The sequence below is a fragment of the Ilumatobacter sp. genome, from assembly GCF_049588435.1.
Taxonomy (GTDB): domain Bacteria; phylum Actinomycetota; class Acidimicrobiia; order Acidimicrobiales; family Ilumatobacteraceae; genus Ilumatobacter_A.
Genome location: NZ_JBAVYV010000069.1, coordinates 1 through 12,973, shown reverse-complemented (window position 1 = coordinate 12,973; position 12,973 = coordinate 1). Strand labels below are relative to the sequence as shown.

The following is a 12,973-nucleotide window of genomic DNA, read 5'->3' as shown; positions in this document are numbered from 1 at the left end:
TCGCGGAACACGAACATCGCTGCCTCGTCGGAGACATCGCACTGATGCGTGGAGATCCGGATGTCCGACGCCGGCGCTGCTGCCCGCGCGAGCGCGGCTGCCTCGGCCATGTTCGGCTCCGACACGTCGCACATCGACACGTGCGCCCCTGACGCCGCGAGTTGGACGGCGAGCTCCCGCCCCATTCCGGTCCCGCCCCCGGTGACGACGGCGATCTTGCCTGCGAAGTCCTGCATCCGATGAAACTAGGTGACCCCGGTCACCCCGAACCAAACCGGTCCACCCCGTCGCCGATCGCGTGCGGTCTGTGCGCCTTCAGAACGCAGACACCTCACGCGAACGAGGGGTGGGGACGCGGAATCGCCAGGGACGGTCGACGGCCTTGCTGATGCCGACCCGCGGGCCGACCACCGGATTCGGCGGAGACGACACCTCGTCGTCGATGATCGTCACCCGACCGTTTCCGAGGAGATCGAGTCCGTTGTCATCGAGGTCGATCCCGAGCGCCTGGCACAACTTGCCCGGGCCGTTCGCCAACTCAGGATCGCGACGATTTCGACGCGCGCGCATCACGTCCAGGCCGTCGAGCGGCGTGACGGCACGCAACAACACCGCCTGCCCGCTCCCCGGCGGCCCGGTGACGACGTTCGCGCACGAGTGGATCCCATAGCTGAGGTACACGTACAGGTGCGCCGGCGGGCCGAACATCACCCGATTCCGATTCGACGGACCATTGAACGTGTGGCTGGCGGGATCGTCGGGCATGTACGCCTCGGTCTCGACGATCCGACCCGCCACCGGTCCGGTCGGCGAATCGACACGCAGGACCTTGTTCAGCAGTTCCGGAGCGACGATCGTCGCGTCGCGGGCGAACCAGTCCCGGTCGAGCACGGTCAGATCGTCGCCGACAGCACCTGGATCGTCGCAGTCTCGGACTCGAGCATCGCTCGGTAGGAGTCGATCTGCTCGGCACGGGCGTCCGGACCGGCCGCTCCCCGACTCGACCTCATCTTCACGCCGACCCCCGGCTGCACCAGCGCTGCGGCCTCCTCACCGAGACGCGGATCGGCTGCGACGAGGTCCGCCAGCGAACCCTGACCGGCGAGGCACGCCTGGACGTGCGCGCCGACCACGGCATGGGCATCGCGGAACGGCATCCCGTTCCGGACGAGGAACTCAGCGAGATCGGTCGCCGCCATCGTCTCCTCGTCGGCTGCCGCTTGCATCCGCTCGGTGTCGAAGGTCGCAGTGGCGATCATGCCGGTGAGCGCTGCCACGGCGAGCGTCACCTGCTCGACCGAGTCGAACAGCGGCTCCTTGTCCTCCTGCAGATCGCGGTTGTACGCCATCGGCAACCCCTTCAGGGTCGCGAGCAGCCCGGTCAGGTTGCCGATCAGCCGACCGCTCTTCCCGCGTGCGAGTTCGGCGATGTCGGGGTTCTTCTTCTGCGGCAACATCGATGAACCGGTCGCGTAGCCGTCGTCGAGGCGGGCGAACCCAAACTCTCCCGAGGTCCACAGCACCCACTCCTCGCCGATCCTCGACAGGTGCAGTCCGACCATCGCGAGATCGAACACCGCTTCGGCGACGAAATCGCGATCGCTCACGGCATCGAGGCTGTTGTCGAACGCCTTCGCGAATCCGAGGTCGGCGGCGTTGCCGACCGGGTCGATCGGCAACGACGATCCGGCGAGTGCCCCGGCGCCCAGCGGCGACACGTCGAGGCGCCTGAGCGTGTCGAGCAGTCGACTGACGTCGCGGCCGAGCGCCCACCCGTGCGCCATCAGGTGGTGCGACAGCAGGACCGGTTGCGCCCGCTGCAGGTGGGTGTAGCCGGGAAGGTACGTATCGCCGGCCTCGATCGCCTGCTCGAGCAGCACGTGCTGCATCTCGACGAGCCGTTTGGCGACGTCGGTCAACTCCCGCCGGCACCAGAGTCGGAGATCGGTGGCAACCTGGTCGTTGCGCGACCGAGCCGTGTGCAACTTGCCGCCCGCCGGTCCGGCGAGTTCGGTGACACGGCGTTCGATCGCGGTGTGGATGTCCTCGTCCGAGCCGACGAACTCGAACGTCTCGGTCTCCATTTCGACGCCGACGGCATCGAGCGCGTCGAGCACGGCGTCGCGCTCATCGTCGCTCAGCAGTCCGACGCGGGCGAGCCCACGCACGTGGGCCTTCGACCCGACGATGTCGTCACGCCACATCCGCTGGTCGTACGGAAGGCTGACCGTGTAGGCGAGCAGCGATTCGGACGGGCCTCCGGTGAAGCGGCCGTGCCACAGCGTCTGTGCCTTCGCGGGGAGTTTCCCGTCGCGGGCGAACTCATGTTGGTCATCGAGATCCATGGATGTCCTGTCAGCTGATTCCAGCGAGTGTGCGGAGACGGTCCGCGAGCGCGGATCCGTCGGGGGTGTCGGCGACGCACATCAAGGTGTCGTCGCCGGCAACGGTGCCGATCATCCCCTCGATGCGACTTCGATCGAGGGCCGAACCGACCACGTGCGCGCACCCCGGTGGGGTGCGGAGGACGACGATGTTTCCCGAGAGCGCGACTTCGGCGACCCACTCCCCCATGACGCGTCGGAGTTGGTCGAGCGGTGCGAAGCGGTCGGGTTCGAACTGCGGGATCGCATAGACGGTGTTCCCGCTCGCCACCCGCACCTTGACCGCGCCGATGTCGTCGAGGTCACGTGAGATCGTCGCCTGGGTCGCCTCGATGCCCTGGACGCCGAGGAGTTCGATGAGTTGGGGTTGGCTCGTCACTTCGTACTCGCCCACGATCCTGGCGATCGCCGACTGCCGCTGGACCTTGGTGGTCATCGCCGCTCAGCCTTGTCCCGCGGTGAGTTGAGCCGCGAGCGCGACGCCGATCATCGCGACGGCTTCGTCGATCTCGGCATCGGTGACCGTCAACGGCGGAATCAATCTGATCGTCGTCGGATTGACCGCGTTGACGATGAGCCCGGCATCGAGCAGATCTGCGTATGCCTGCTTCGCATCGAGCGCCTCGACCAGTTGCACGCCGAGCATCAGGCCCGAACCGCGCACGTCGACAACCCCGGGCAGGGCGGTGAGAGCCGCCACGAGCCGTTCGCCGGCACGCACGGCGAGTTGCGGGGCATCGAGACGCTGCATCTCGTCGATGACGGCGTTGACCGCCGAACACGCGATGGCCGTCCCCGAGTACGTGCTGCCGTGATCACCCGGCTCGAACACCGCTGCCACATCGCTGCGCGCCCAACAGGCGCCGACCGGCATTCCGTTCCCCATCGCCTTGGCGAGCGTGACGACGTCGGGTGCGACCCCCGAATGTTCGAATCCGAACCATCGACCGGTCCGCGCGAACCCGGTCTGGATCTCGTCGACCATCATCAGGGCACCGGTCTCGTCGCAGATCTCACGGACCGCCCGGAAGTACTCGGTGGTCGCCGGGTTCACCCCGCCCTCACCCTGGATCGGCTCGATCAGTACGGCCGCGACCGAACCGTCGACGGCCGCGCGTATGGCATCGATGTCACCCCATGCCACATGCCGGAACCCTTCGGGCATCGGCTGGAACGGCTCGTGCTTGGTCGGCTGCCCGGTGGCGGCGAGCGTGGCGAGGGTCCGGCCGTGGAAGCTGCCGAGTGTGCTGACGACGGTGTGGCGACCGCGGCCTCCGTGCTTGCGGGCGAGTTTGATGGCGCACTCGTTCGATTCGGCGCCCGAGTTCGTGAAGAAGATCTGGCCGTCGTGACCGGTGGCGTCGCGCAGCAAGGTGTTGATCTTCACGGCGGCCTCGGTGGCGACCGGGTTGGCGAAGAAGTTCGAGACGTGGAGTAGCTGCTCGGCCTGGTCTGCGATCGATTCGGCCACGATCGGGTTGGCGTGTCCGAGCGACACCACCGCGATGCCGGCGAGGAAGTCGAGGTACCGCTTCCCCTCGGAGTCCCAGAGCTCGGTTCCGCGACCACGGTCGAACATGATCGCTGGCGGCCCGAACACGGGCATGAAGGGACAGTCGTCCATCGGGGCGTGGGGAAACGCGTGAGTTGTCATGAGGGCACCACCATGGTTCCGATTCCGTCGTCGGTGAAGAGTTCGAGCAGGAGGACGTGGGCGATGCGCCCGTCGAGGATGTGCGCCCGCTGGACGCCGCTGCGCACCGCCTGCTGGCAGCTCGCAACCTTCGGGATCATCCCGCCGGCGATCGTTCCATCGGCAATCAACTCGTCGAGGTGATCGGCGGTCGTCTGCCGGATGAGGCTCGCCGCATCACCCACATCGGACCGCAGCCCCTCGATGTCGGTGAGGTAGATCAGCTTCTCGGCCCCGACCGCTTCGGCGATCGCTCCGGCGACGGTGTCGGCGTTGATGTTGAACGCCTGGCCGGTGTCGTCGGAACCGATCGTGGCGATCACCGGGATGAACTCGTCATCGAGCAGGCGCTCGACGACCGCCGGGTTGATCTCGGTCACGTCGCCGACGAACCCGAGTCGTTCGTTGCGAGCGGTCGCGCGGATCAGGCCGGCATCGACTCCGGACATTCCCACGGCGTAGTTCCCGTGAACGTTGATCGCGGCGACGAGCTGCGGGTTGACCTGCCCCTTGAGCACCATCCTCGCGATCCCCACGGTTTCGGCATCGGTGACACGGAGCCCGTCGACGAATTCGGTCGTCTTCCCGAGACGAGTCATCATCTCGGAGATCTGGGGTCCGCCGCCGTGGACGACGACGGGCCGCATCCCGACGAGGCGCATCATCACGATGTCCTCGGCGAAGAGCGCGAGCGCGTCATGGTCGGACGTGCCCGCGAGCGCGTTCCCGCCGTACTTGACCACGATCGTCTTTCCCGCAAAACGGCGGATGTACGGCAGTGCCTCGACGAGCGTCTCGGCGCGGAGGCTCGATGTGTCGGGTGTGAAGTCGGTCATGGTGCGAGGCCGATCGTCGACAGGCCGGCGGTCTCGTCGAGCCCGAGCGCGACGTTGGCCGCCTGCAATGCTCCGCCGGATGCTCCCTTGGTGAGGTTGTCGATCGCGCACATCGAGATCACCGTTCCGGTCCGTTCGTCGTAGCGCGCCGAGACGTGCGCCGCGTTGGACCCGAGTACCGACTTCGTGGCCGGCGGTCCGTCGATCACGGTCGTGAACGGTTCGTCCGTGTAGAACTCGTGGAGGGCGCCCATCACCCGCTCCGGCGAGCAATCGCCGGCCGGACGGGCGTAGCACGTTGCGAGAATTCCACGGCTCATCGGGACGAGGTGCGGAGTGAACGTCACCTGCGCGCCGATCTCCTGCTCCATCTCGGGCGTGTGGCGGTGGTGGAGCAACCCATACGGGGTCACGTTCGAATCGATGTTGGTGAACACGTTGGTGTCGCTCGGGGCCCGTCCCGCACCGGTGATCCCGGTGACGTTGTTGACGATGATCCCATCGGACTCGACGAGACCGGCCGCCACCAACGGGCGCAGCGCGAGTGTCGCAGCGGTCACGTGACAACCGGGCGTGGCGATCAGACGGGCTCCGACGAGTTCGCTCCGGTGCAGTTCGGGCAGCCCGAAGACCGCCTCGGCGAGCAACTCGGTCTCGCTGTGTTCGAAGCCGTAGAAGTCGGGGTATTGCGTCGCGTCCTTGATCCGGAATGCTGCCGACAGGTCGACCACACAGCCGACCTCGCCGACGAGTTGCGGCGCGAGTTCCATCGAGGCCTGGTGAGGCAACCCGAGCACCGCAAGATCGAGGTCGCCGAACCGGGTCGGGTCGAACTCTGCGAACACGAGGTCGGGATAGGCCGTGGCGAGCGACGGGTACAGGTCGGCGGCTCGTCGTCCGGCCATCGAGTCTCCGGTTGCGACGACCAGTTCGAGGTCGGGGTGCCCGGCGATCAGGCGGAGCAGCTCCGCCCCGGTGAACCCCGATGCCCCGATGATGCCGACCTTCAGCCGTGACTTCGTCATAGCTGGATAACCATACACGATCCTGCATGTCCATCCAAAGACGTGGATGTGAAGACGGAGATGTACAGACGTAGATGTGTGGCGGGATCCGTTCTCGATGCGTACTCGTCGGATCGACGGGCCAGACTGGACCGGTGTTCGTGACGTCACCACAGACGAAGGGGCGGCTGTTGCTCGCCACTCCCCCGCTGTCCGATCCGAACTTCGACCGCACCGTGGTCTACGTGCTCGAACACCACGAGGACGGAGCGATCGGTCTGGTGATCAACCGGCCCACCGAGGAAGCTCTGTCCGAACCGTTGGATCGTTGGATCGATCTGCAGACGGCACCGTCATCGGTGTTCGCCGGTGGACCGGTCGACACGAACGCGATGATCGGAATCGCGGTGACGAAGCTGCTGCTCGACGACTCGACCGAGTTGCTGACGCCGATCAGCGGCCTGCTCGCCTCGGCCGACCTGTCGGCGGACCCGGCGATCGTCGCAGCCCACGTCGAGAAGGTGCGGGTCTTCCGGGGCTACGCCGGATGGGGAACCGGTCAACTCGAGAGCGAGATCGACGAAGGAGCGTGGCTCGTCCTCGATGCCGAGATCGGCGACGTCTTCTCCGATCGTCCGGAAACGCTCTGGTACGACGTGCTCCGTCGACAGCCCGGACGGTTGAGCTGGCTCGCGCTCGCTCCCGACGATCTCAACTCGAACTGATCCGCAGCGCGGCGATCGCATCGTCCGCACGATCGACCGGGACGAGCAGGTGATCGTGGTGATAGCCCGCGAGCACGTTGCACGAGATTCCCGCATCGCCGAGCAGTGTGGAGAAAGCTGCGGTCAACCCGACCGCCTCGAGGCTCGACTGCACGGTCAGTGAGAGCCACGCCATCTCGACGACGACCGGCAATCCGGCGCGCCGCGCCGACTCGACCGGGACCACGAGTGTGGTCGACGACGATTCGCGCACCATTGCGTGTGCAGCCGCGAGCAGTCCCGGCGTCGGCGCCTCCACGGCAACGAACGTGAACACACCGGGGCGGCGTTCGACATCGAGCGACGCGAGCATCGCATCCAGATCGAGTTCTCCTGGAGCACCCATGGCGTCAGCTTCGCAGTTCTGCGCCGAGCAGCGTCGCGGCGGACTCGATTCCGCGCCGGATCTCGGCGATGTCTCCGTCGGTCAGGCTGCGATCCTGCGCCTGCAGGCGCAGCCGGAATCCCAACGCACGCGAGCCGGCGACGGCCGGGTCCCGGTAGTTGTCGAACAGATCGAGACCGACGAGGTACTTGCCCGCGCCTTGGCGGACGGCCTTGTCGAGCTTCTCGGCGGGGACGGCATCGTCGAGGCGGAACGACAGGTCGAGGTCGCTCGACGGGTACCGACTGGTCGCCTTCCACTGGGCCGGTTTCGGCTCACGGGCGAGGAACTGGTCGAGATCGACCTCGAGGATCGCCACTCGTTCGGTCACGTCGAACGCCGCCAGCACCTCCGGGGAGACCTCGCCGACCGCGCCGAGCGGAGCCTTGCCAGCCTGCAGGGTGGCAGACCGTGTCCGGTGGAGCCCGGACGGGACGCGCCCCTGATCGATGCGTGCTCCACCGCCGAGCGCCGTGGTGATCTCGGCCCACACGGCCATCGCAGCGGGAGCCTCGCTGCCGGCGAGGACGACGGTCAGTGCCTCGTACTCACCGGGAAGTTCACCCTCGGCCGGTGGGTAGACACGTCCGATCTCGAAGAGCCGGGCACCGACGCGACGATGCGACTCGTTGAACGCGATCGCTTCGAGCAGACCGGGACGCAACGACGTTCGCAGGACGCTCTCGTCGGACACCAGTGGGTTCGTGATCGTGATCGCCGCATCGTCGAGCCCGGCTTTCGCCAGCGTGTCCGGTGCGAGGAACGGGTTCGGCATCGCTTCGGAGATCCCGAGTCCGAGCAGCACCGAGCGCAGGGTGCGACGTCGCTGCTGACGTGCGGTGAGCCCGCCGTGGTCGGATGATTTCGGAACGCGCGATCCGAGCCGGTCGTAGCCGTAGTGACGGGCGACCTCCTCGATCACGTCGATCTCCGCGGTCGAGTCGAGCCGCCACGTCGGCAGGACGACCGTGCGGGTGTCGCCCGATCCGGACACCGTGTAGCCGATCGGATCGAGGAGCGCCGGCAGATCGTCGGCCGACAGCTCGGTCCCGAGGATGCGGTTCACGTTCGAGATCCGGACCTCGGCGGTGCGGTGCTCGTTCGGCAGGTGCTCGGAACGAGCGTCGGTCGCTCCGGCATGCACCACCAGATCGGGACACGTCTCGGAGAGCAGTTCGACGAAGCGGGCAACGGCCAACGGCATGCCGTACGGATCGACGCCGCGCTCGAAACGCTGGGACGCTTCGGACCGCAGCCCGGTTCGGGTCACGCTCCGGCCGATACCCACGAGTTCGAACCACGCCATCTCGAGCGCGATCGCAGTCGTGCGCTCTGAGATCTCCGAGTCGAGCCCGCCCATGATCGCCCCGAGCCCGATCGGGACGTCGTCGGCGTCACAGATCAACAGATCCTCGGTCGTGAACGTCCGTTCCTCGCCGTCGAGGGTCACAAGATGCTCGCCCTCGCGGGCGAGGCGGACACGGAATCCGCCGCCACCGAGCGTGTCGATGTCGTAGGCGTGGTTCGGCTGGTTGAGCTCGAGCATCACGTAGTTGCTGACATCGACCACGTTGCTGATCGGTCGCATGCCCGCAGCGGTGAGGCGTCGTTGCATCCAGTCGGCCGACTCACCGACGACCACACCGGAGATGACCGTTGCGGTGAATCGGGCGCAGCGGTCGCCGTCGACGATCTCGACCTGGGCCGTTCGCTCCGGACCTGTGACGTCCAGAGTCGGTGTGGGAGGAGTGAACTCGACACCCATCTTGGCCGCCAGGTCGCGTGCGATCCCGACGTATCCCCAGCAGTCGGGACGGTTACGGGTGACGTCGGCATCGATCAACACGTCGGGTGTGATGCCGAGCGCGTCGCCGTAGGGCACACCGAGCGGAATACCGGCCGGCAGGATGCGGATCCCGTCGTGGTCTTCGCCGAGACCGAGTTCCCGTGCGGAGCACAGCATCCCCTCGGAGTCGATTCCGAGGATGCCGCGCCGCTCGATCGTCATGCCGTTCGGCATCGTGGTCCCGAGCTGGGCGAGCGGCACGATGTCGTCCGCAGAGATGTTGCTCGCACCGCACCACACGTGGAGTTCTTCGCCGTCCCCGGCGTCGACGTACACGCGCTGCACCTTCGCTGCATCGGGGTGCGCTTCGAGGCGCAGGATGCGCGCGGTGACGACGCCATCGACGGTCACACCGACCGGTTCGATCGATTCGACCTCGAGGCCGAGCGACGTGAGCGCGTCGGCGACACGCTGGACATCCTCGGCATTCGTCGGGTCGCCGAAATCGCCGTACTCGTTGAGCCAGGACAGAAGAATCTTCATCGTGTGCTCATTTCCTCAGAATTGCTCGGAGAATCGGAGGTCGTCGGAGAACATCTCGCGGATGTCGGCGACACCGTGGCGCATGATCGCCATGCGGTCGATCCCGAATCCGAACGCGAATCCGCTCCATTCCTCGGGATCGAGCCCACCGGCGGTGAGCACGTTGGGATGGACCATGCCGCAGCCCCCGAGCTCGATCCACGAGCCGTCGGGGCGTTGGATGTCGAATTCGGCCGAGGGCTCGGTGAACGGGAAGTAGCTCGGGCGGAGCCGCGAGTTCCAGCCCCTCCCGAAGAACGCCTTGGTGAACGCATCGATCGTCCCGGCCAGGTCGGCCATCGAGATTCCACGATCGACGACGAGTCCCTCGATCTGGTGGAACACCGGCATGTGGGTGGCGTCGGGGGTGTCTCGACGGAACACGCGACCGGGAGCGATCACGTAGATGGGCGGGTCCTCGGCGAGCATCGTGCGGATCTGCACGGGTGACGTGTGGGTCCGTAGCACGGTGGTGCCGGGCTTGCCCCCTGGTGGAACATGGTCGACGAAGAGCGTGTCGAACTCGCCGCGAGCGGGATGCCCTTCTCCCATGTTGAGCGCTTCGAAGTTGTGCCAGTCCGTCTCGACCTCGGGGCCCTCGGCGACGCAGAACCCGAGTCCGACGAACACGTCCTCGAGCCGCTCCCAGGCCTGGGTGACGAGGTGCGCGTGACCGCGCGTGGCCGTGCCCACGTACTCGGTGAGATCGATACGCTCGGTCTGGACCTGCTGGCGCATCGCGTCGGCGGCGACGAGGGCACGACGTTCGTCGAGCGCGGAATCGACCGCTCCCATCGCCTCGTTGATCGCCGCACCGGCAGCCTTCTTGGCGTCGATCGAGTCCAGCGAGCCGAGCTGCTTCTTCAGCCCTGCGAGTTCGCCCTTCTTTCCCGCGTAGCGGGTGGTCATCGCGGCGACCTCGTCCGGAGACGAGGCGCCCGCGATGTCGGTGAGCGCCGCGTCACGGGCGGCGGTGATGTCGGAAATCAAGAGGTGTCCTTTCGAAGGAACGGTGGAGCAGGAGCGTTCGGAGTCCCCGGGGTCAGCCGGGGTACGGAAATCGCTGCAACTGCGTCGTCACGGCGTCCAGCGTACCCCTACCGTCGCTCCGCCAGGCGAATGCGATTCCCATCGGGATCGCTGACCTCGATGTCGCGGGCCCACGGCATCTCGTCGGGGACGATCCCGAAATGATCGGCGAACGGGTCGATCGCATCGACCCAGATGTAGACCAGGCCCGGCCCCGGTGCATCGCCGGTGTGCTCCGAGAGGTGGATGGCTGCGCCATCTCGTTCGATCCCCACGTAGGCGGGCATGCCGTCGGCGAAGCGATGTTCGAACACCTGCTCGAAACCGATCTGGCCATACCAGGCGACGGCGACTGCGGCGTCGGCCACCCGCAGGATCGGAACGACCTGCGTGGTCACGATTCGACGAGCTTCGCCAGATCCTCGACGACGTCCGCGCCGATCGCTGTCAGCACGGTCGGTGGAGCGAGGACCTTGCGCCCCCGATCACCCCCGCCGAGAACGATCCGCTCCCGCTCCATCACCCGTGCGTCGACCCAGATCGGAATGCTCTCCGGAAGCCCGAACGGAGTGACGCCGCCGATCTGCATGCCGGTCAGGTCGGCCGTGGTCTCACCGTTCGCGAACGACGCCTTCTTCACGCCGAACCGCTTGCGCACGACCTTGTTCACATCGAGCCGGGTCGTGGCGAGCACCACGCACGCCGCGTACACCGGAGGATCGGACTTGCCGATGACGACGATCGTGTTCGCCGACTGGTCGAGTGAGAATCCGTACGCCTCGCAGAACTGGGCCGTATCGGCGAGGTCCGGGTCGCACTCGAAGATCTCGTAGTCGACACCCGTGGTATCGAGTGCCTCGGTGAGGGCGTCGTTCATTCCCGACGAACGTATCAACTGGGGTCAGACCCAGTTGGTACGTCGCGCTGGCGGGCGGCTTCGAAGACCAGGACGGTGGCGGCCATCGCGACGTTGAGCGACTCGCTGCGACCGCGGTGACGGATGGTCAACCAGGTGTCGATCGGGCCGTGGTCGTCGCTCCAGTCGTCGGGAAGTCCGGCGGCCTCGTTGCCCATCACGATCGCCAGGCGGCCGGTGAGGTCGGCACTGCTGTGTTCGACGACCGTGCGTCCCTCGAAGTCGTGGCTGCTGGTCCCGGCGAGTTCGAAGCCGGCCTCACCCACCTCGTCCAACGTCGCGACGACGACGGGAACGTGGAAGATCGCACCGGCCGAGGAACGCAACACCTTCGGATTGAACGGGTCGACCGATCCCGGCGACAGCACGACCGCATCAGCTCCCGCTGCCTCGGCGGAACGCAGGATCGTGCCGAGGTTTCCCGGGTCACCGACCCGATCGAGGACCACCACGAAGGTCGCCGCGGCGAGCACGGCCGTGGTGTCGTGGACTCGGATCTGCGCGAGCGTCAGCGGAGCTTGCGGGGTTTGCGTGTCGGCGACCTTCTCGAGGACACCGGCGGCCAGTTCGTTGACGGGACCGGCACCGTGGATCTCCACCCCGCTCCCCTCGGGAACGTACTGGGCGAGGCAGGTCCATCCCGCTCGGACCGCTTCGGCCGCGAGCACGGGGCCCTCGATCACGAACAGGCCGTCGGCATGTCGTTGGCTGCGCCGGCTCAGCAGCTTCTTGAGCTGCTGGACGTTCCTGTTGGTCGGGCCGAGTCCGCTCATCGACACCAGTGTGGCCGGTGCGGCGAAGCACCCGAAAACGACGAAGGGACCGTGCACGTGGCACGGCCCCTTCGTGATTCGAGTGTGTTCAGTCGCTCAGAGAGCAGCCTTCGCGTTCTCGACGAGCTTCGTGAATGCTGCGGCGTCGGTGACGGCGATCTCGGACAGGATCTTGCGATCCACCTCGATGCCCGCGGCGTTCAGCCCGGCGATGAAACGGCTGTAGCTCATGTCGTTCAAGCGACATGCTGCGTTGATCCGCTGGATCCACAGGCGGCGCATCTCGCCTTTGCGAGCGCGACGGTCGCGGAAGGCATAGTTGCCCGACCGCATGACCTGCTCGTTGGCGGCGCGGAACGAACGGCTCTTGTTGCCGTAGTAACCCTTCGCCTGATTCAGGACCTTCTTGTGGCGGTTCGTCTTGGTGACGCCGCGTTTGACTCGTGCCATCGATCTTCTCCTTTTGTCTACTTCAGCGTGTCGATCAGCGCTCGGCGAGGAGGCGCTTGATCCGTTTCGTGTCGCTGGGGTGCACGTCGGCGTCCCGGTCGAGACGGTGCTTGCGGTTCGACGTCTTCGACTCGAACTTGTGCTGATTGTTCTGTTGTTCGTGACGGAGCTTGCCCGTCCCGGTCTTCTTGAAGCGCTTCGCAGCGGTCTTCGATGTCTTCATCTTCGGCATCTCAATCTCCTTCTGATTCGGCCGTATCGTCGTCGCTCGCGGCTTCGGCCGCAGCTTCCTTCTCGGCAACGATTGCCGCTTTCCTCATGGCCTCCTGGGCCTGCTTGTCCGGGGACAGCACCATCGACATCGCGCGGCC

16 protein-coding genes are annotated in these 12,973 nt (G+C 66.5%); 1 reads left to right on the top strand and 15 read right to left on the bottom strand.

All coding sequences use genetic code 11. The annotated features are described in order from the left end of the window. The 7 genes from WBV89_RS02425 to argC all read right to left on the bottom strand — a co-directional run. On the bottom strand, window positions 1-236 hold a 236-nt coding region (locus WBV89_RS02425), incomplete at its 3' end, for an SDR family NAD(P)-dependent oxidoreductase (RefSeq protein ID WP_423979748.1). A 79-nt stretch (window positions 237-315) separates the two neighbouring features. Continuing rightward, window positions 316-897, bottom strand: coding sequence for a DNA-3-methyladenine glycosylase (locus WBV89_RS02420; protein WP_423979749.1), 582 nt, complete (start codon window positions 895-897; stop codon window positions 316-318). Beyond that, window positions 894-2,345 (bottom strand): argininosuccinate lyase, encoded by a 1,452-nt coding sequence (argH, locus tag WBV89_RS02415; protein WP_423979747.1) that lies wholly within the window; start codon window positions 2,343-2,345, stop codon window positions 894-896. The genes WBV89_RS02420 and argH overlap by 4 nt, the downstream gene beginning before the upstream one ends. 10 nt (window positions 2,346-2,355) lie before the next feature. Then, window positions 2,356-2,820 (bottom strand): arginine repressor, encoded by a 465-nt coding sequence (gene argR / locus WBV89_RS02410; protein ID WP_423979746.1) that lies wholly within the window; start codon window positions 2,818-2,820, stop codon window positions 2,356-2,358. Window positions 2,821-2,826: 6 nt separating this feature from the next. Continuing rightward, complete coding sequence (locus tag WBV89_RS02405; RefSeq protein ID WP_423979745.1) at window positions 2,827-4,038, bottom strand: aspartate aminotransferase family protein; 1,212 nt, start codon at window positions 4,036-4,038, stop codon at window positions 2,827-2,829. Next, window positions 4,035-4,913, bottom strand: a complete 879-nt coding sequence (gene argB, locus WBV89_RS02400; protein ID WP_423979744.1) for an acetylglutamate kinase — start codon at window positions 4,911-4,913, stop codon at window positions 4,035-4,037. Before argB ends, WBV89_RS02405 begins: the two co-directional genes overlap by 4 nt. Continuing rightward, window positions 4,910-5,938, bottom strand: coding sequence for an N-acetyl-gamma-glutamyl-phosphate reductase (gene argC, locus WBV89_RS02395; protein WP_423979743.1), 1,029 nt, complete (start codon window positions 5,936-5,938; stop codon window positions 4,910-4,912). Before argC ends, argB begins: the two co-directional genes overlap by 4 nt. Before the next feature lie 134 nt (window positions 5,939-6,072). On the opposite strand from argC, the gene WBV89_RS02390 reads away from it, so the two are divergent. Further along, window positions 6,073-6,642, top strand: coding sequence for a YqgE/AlgH family protein (locus WBV89_RS02390; RefSeq protein WP_423979742.1), 570 nt, complete (start codon window positions 6,073-6,075; stop codon window positions 6,640-6,642). On the opposite strand, the gene WBV89_RS02385 is transcribed toward WBV89_RS02390, so the two are convergent. The 8 genes from WBV89_RS02385 to rpmI all read right to left on the bottom strand — a co-directional run bounded on the left by WBV89_RS02385 (window position 6,629) and on the right by rpmI (window position 12,834). Next, the gene (locus tag WBV89_RS02385; RefSeq protein WP_423979741.1) at window positions 6,629-7,027 is read right to left on the bottom strand and encodes an ACT domain-containing protein; all 399 of its coding nucleotides are present in this window, start codon (window positions 7,025-7,027) and stop codon (window positions 6,629-6,631) included. The genes WBV89_RS02390 and WBV89_RS02385 overlap by 14 nt on opposite strands. Before the next feature lie 4 nt (window positions 7,028-7,031). Beyond that, on the bottom strand, window positions 7,032-9,395 hold the full coding sequence (gene pheT, locus WBV89_RS02380) for a phenylalanine--tRNA ligase subunit beta (RefSeq protein ID WP_423979740.1): 2,364 nt from the start codon (window positions 9,393-9,395) through the stop codon (window positions 7,032-7,034). A gap of 15 nt (window positions 9,396-9,410) precedes the next feature. Next, a complete protein-coding gene (pheS, locus tag WBV89_RS02375) occupies window positions 9,411-10,424 on the bottom strand; it encodes a phenylalanine--tRNA ligase subunit alpha (protein ID WP_423979739.1) in 1,014 nt (337 codons plus the stop codon). A 107-nt stretch (window positions 10,425-10,531) separates the two neighbouring features. After that, window positions 10,532-10,861 (bottom strand): glyoxalase superfamily protein, encoded by a 330-nt coding sequence (locus tag WBV89_RS02370; protein ID WP_423979738.1) that lies wholly within the window; start codon window positions 10,859-10,861, stop codon window positions 10,532-10,534. Continuing rightward, on the bottom strand, window positions 10,858-11,340 hold the full coding sequence (locus tag WBV89_RS02365; RefSeq protein WP_423979737.1) for a YbaK/EbsC family protein: 483 nt from the start codon (window positions 11,338-11,340) through the stop codon (window positions 10,858-10,860). Before WBV89_RS02365 ends, WBV89_RS02370 begins: the two co-directional genes overlap by 4 nt. Window positions 11,341-11,354: 14 nt before the next feature. Beyond that, complete coding sequence (locus tag WBV89_RS02360; protein WP_423979736.1) at window positions 11,355-12,152, bottom strand: TrmH family RNA methyltransferase; 798 nt, start codon at window positions 12,150-12,152, stop codon at window positions 11,355-11,357. 96 nt (window positions 12,153-12,248) lie between these two features. Next, entirely contained in the window at window positions 12,249-12,602 is a 354-nt protein-coding gene (rplT, locus tag WBV89_RS02355; RefSeq protein ID WP_423979735.1) for a 50S ribosomal protein L20, read from the bottom strand. Between the two features lie 34 nt (window positions 12,603-12,636). Then, window positions 12,637-12,834, bottom strand: a complete 198-nt coding sequence (gene rpmI / locus WBV89_RS02350; protein WP_423979734.1) for a 50S ribosomal protein L35 — start codon at window positions 12,832-12,834, stop codon at window positions 12,637-12,639. Window positions 12,835-12,973 lie beyond the last annotated feature (139 nt).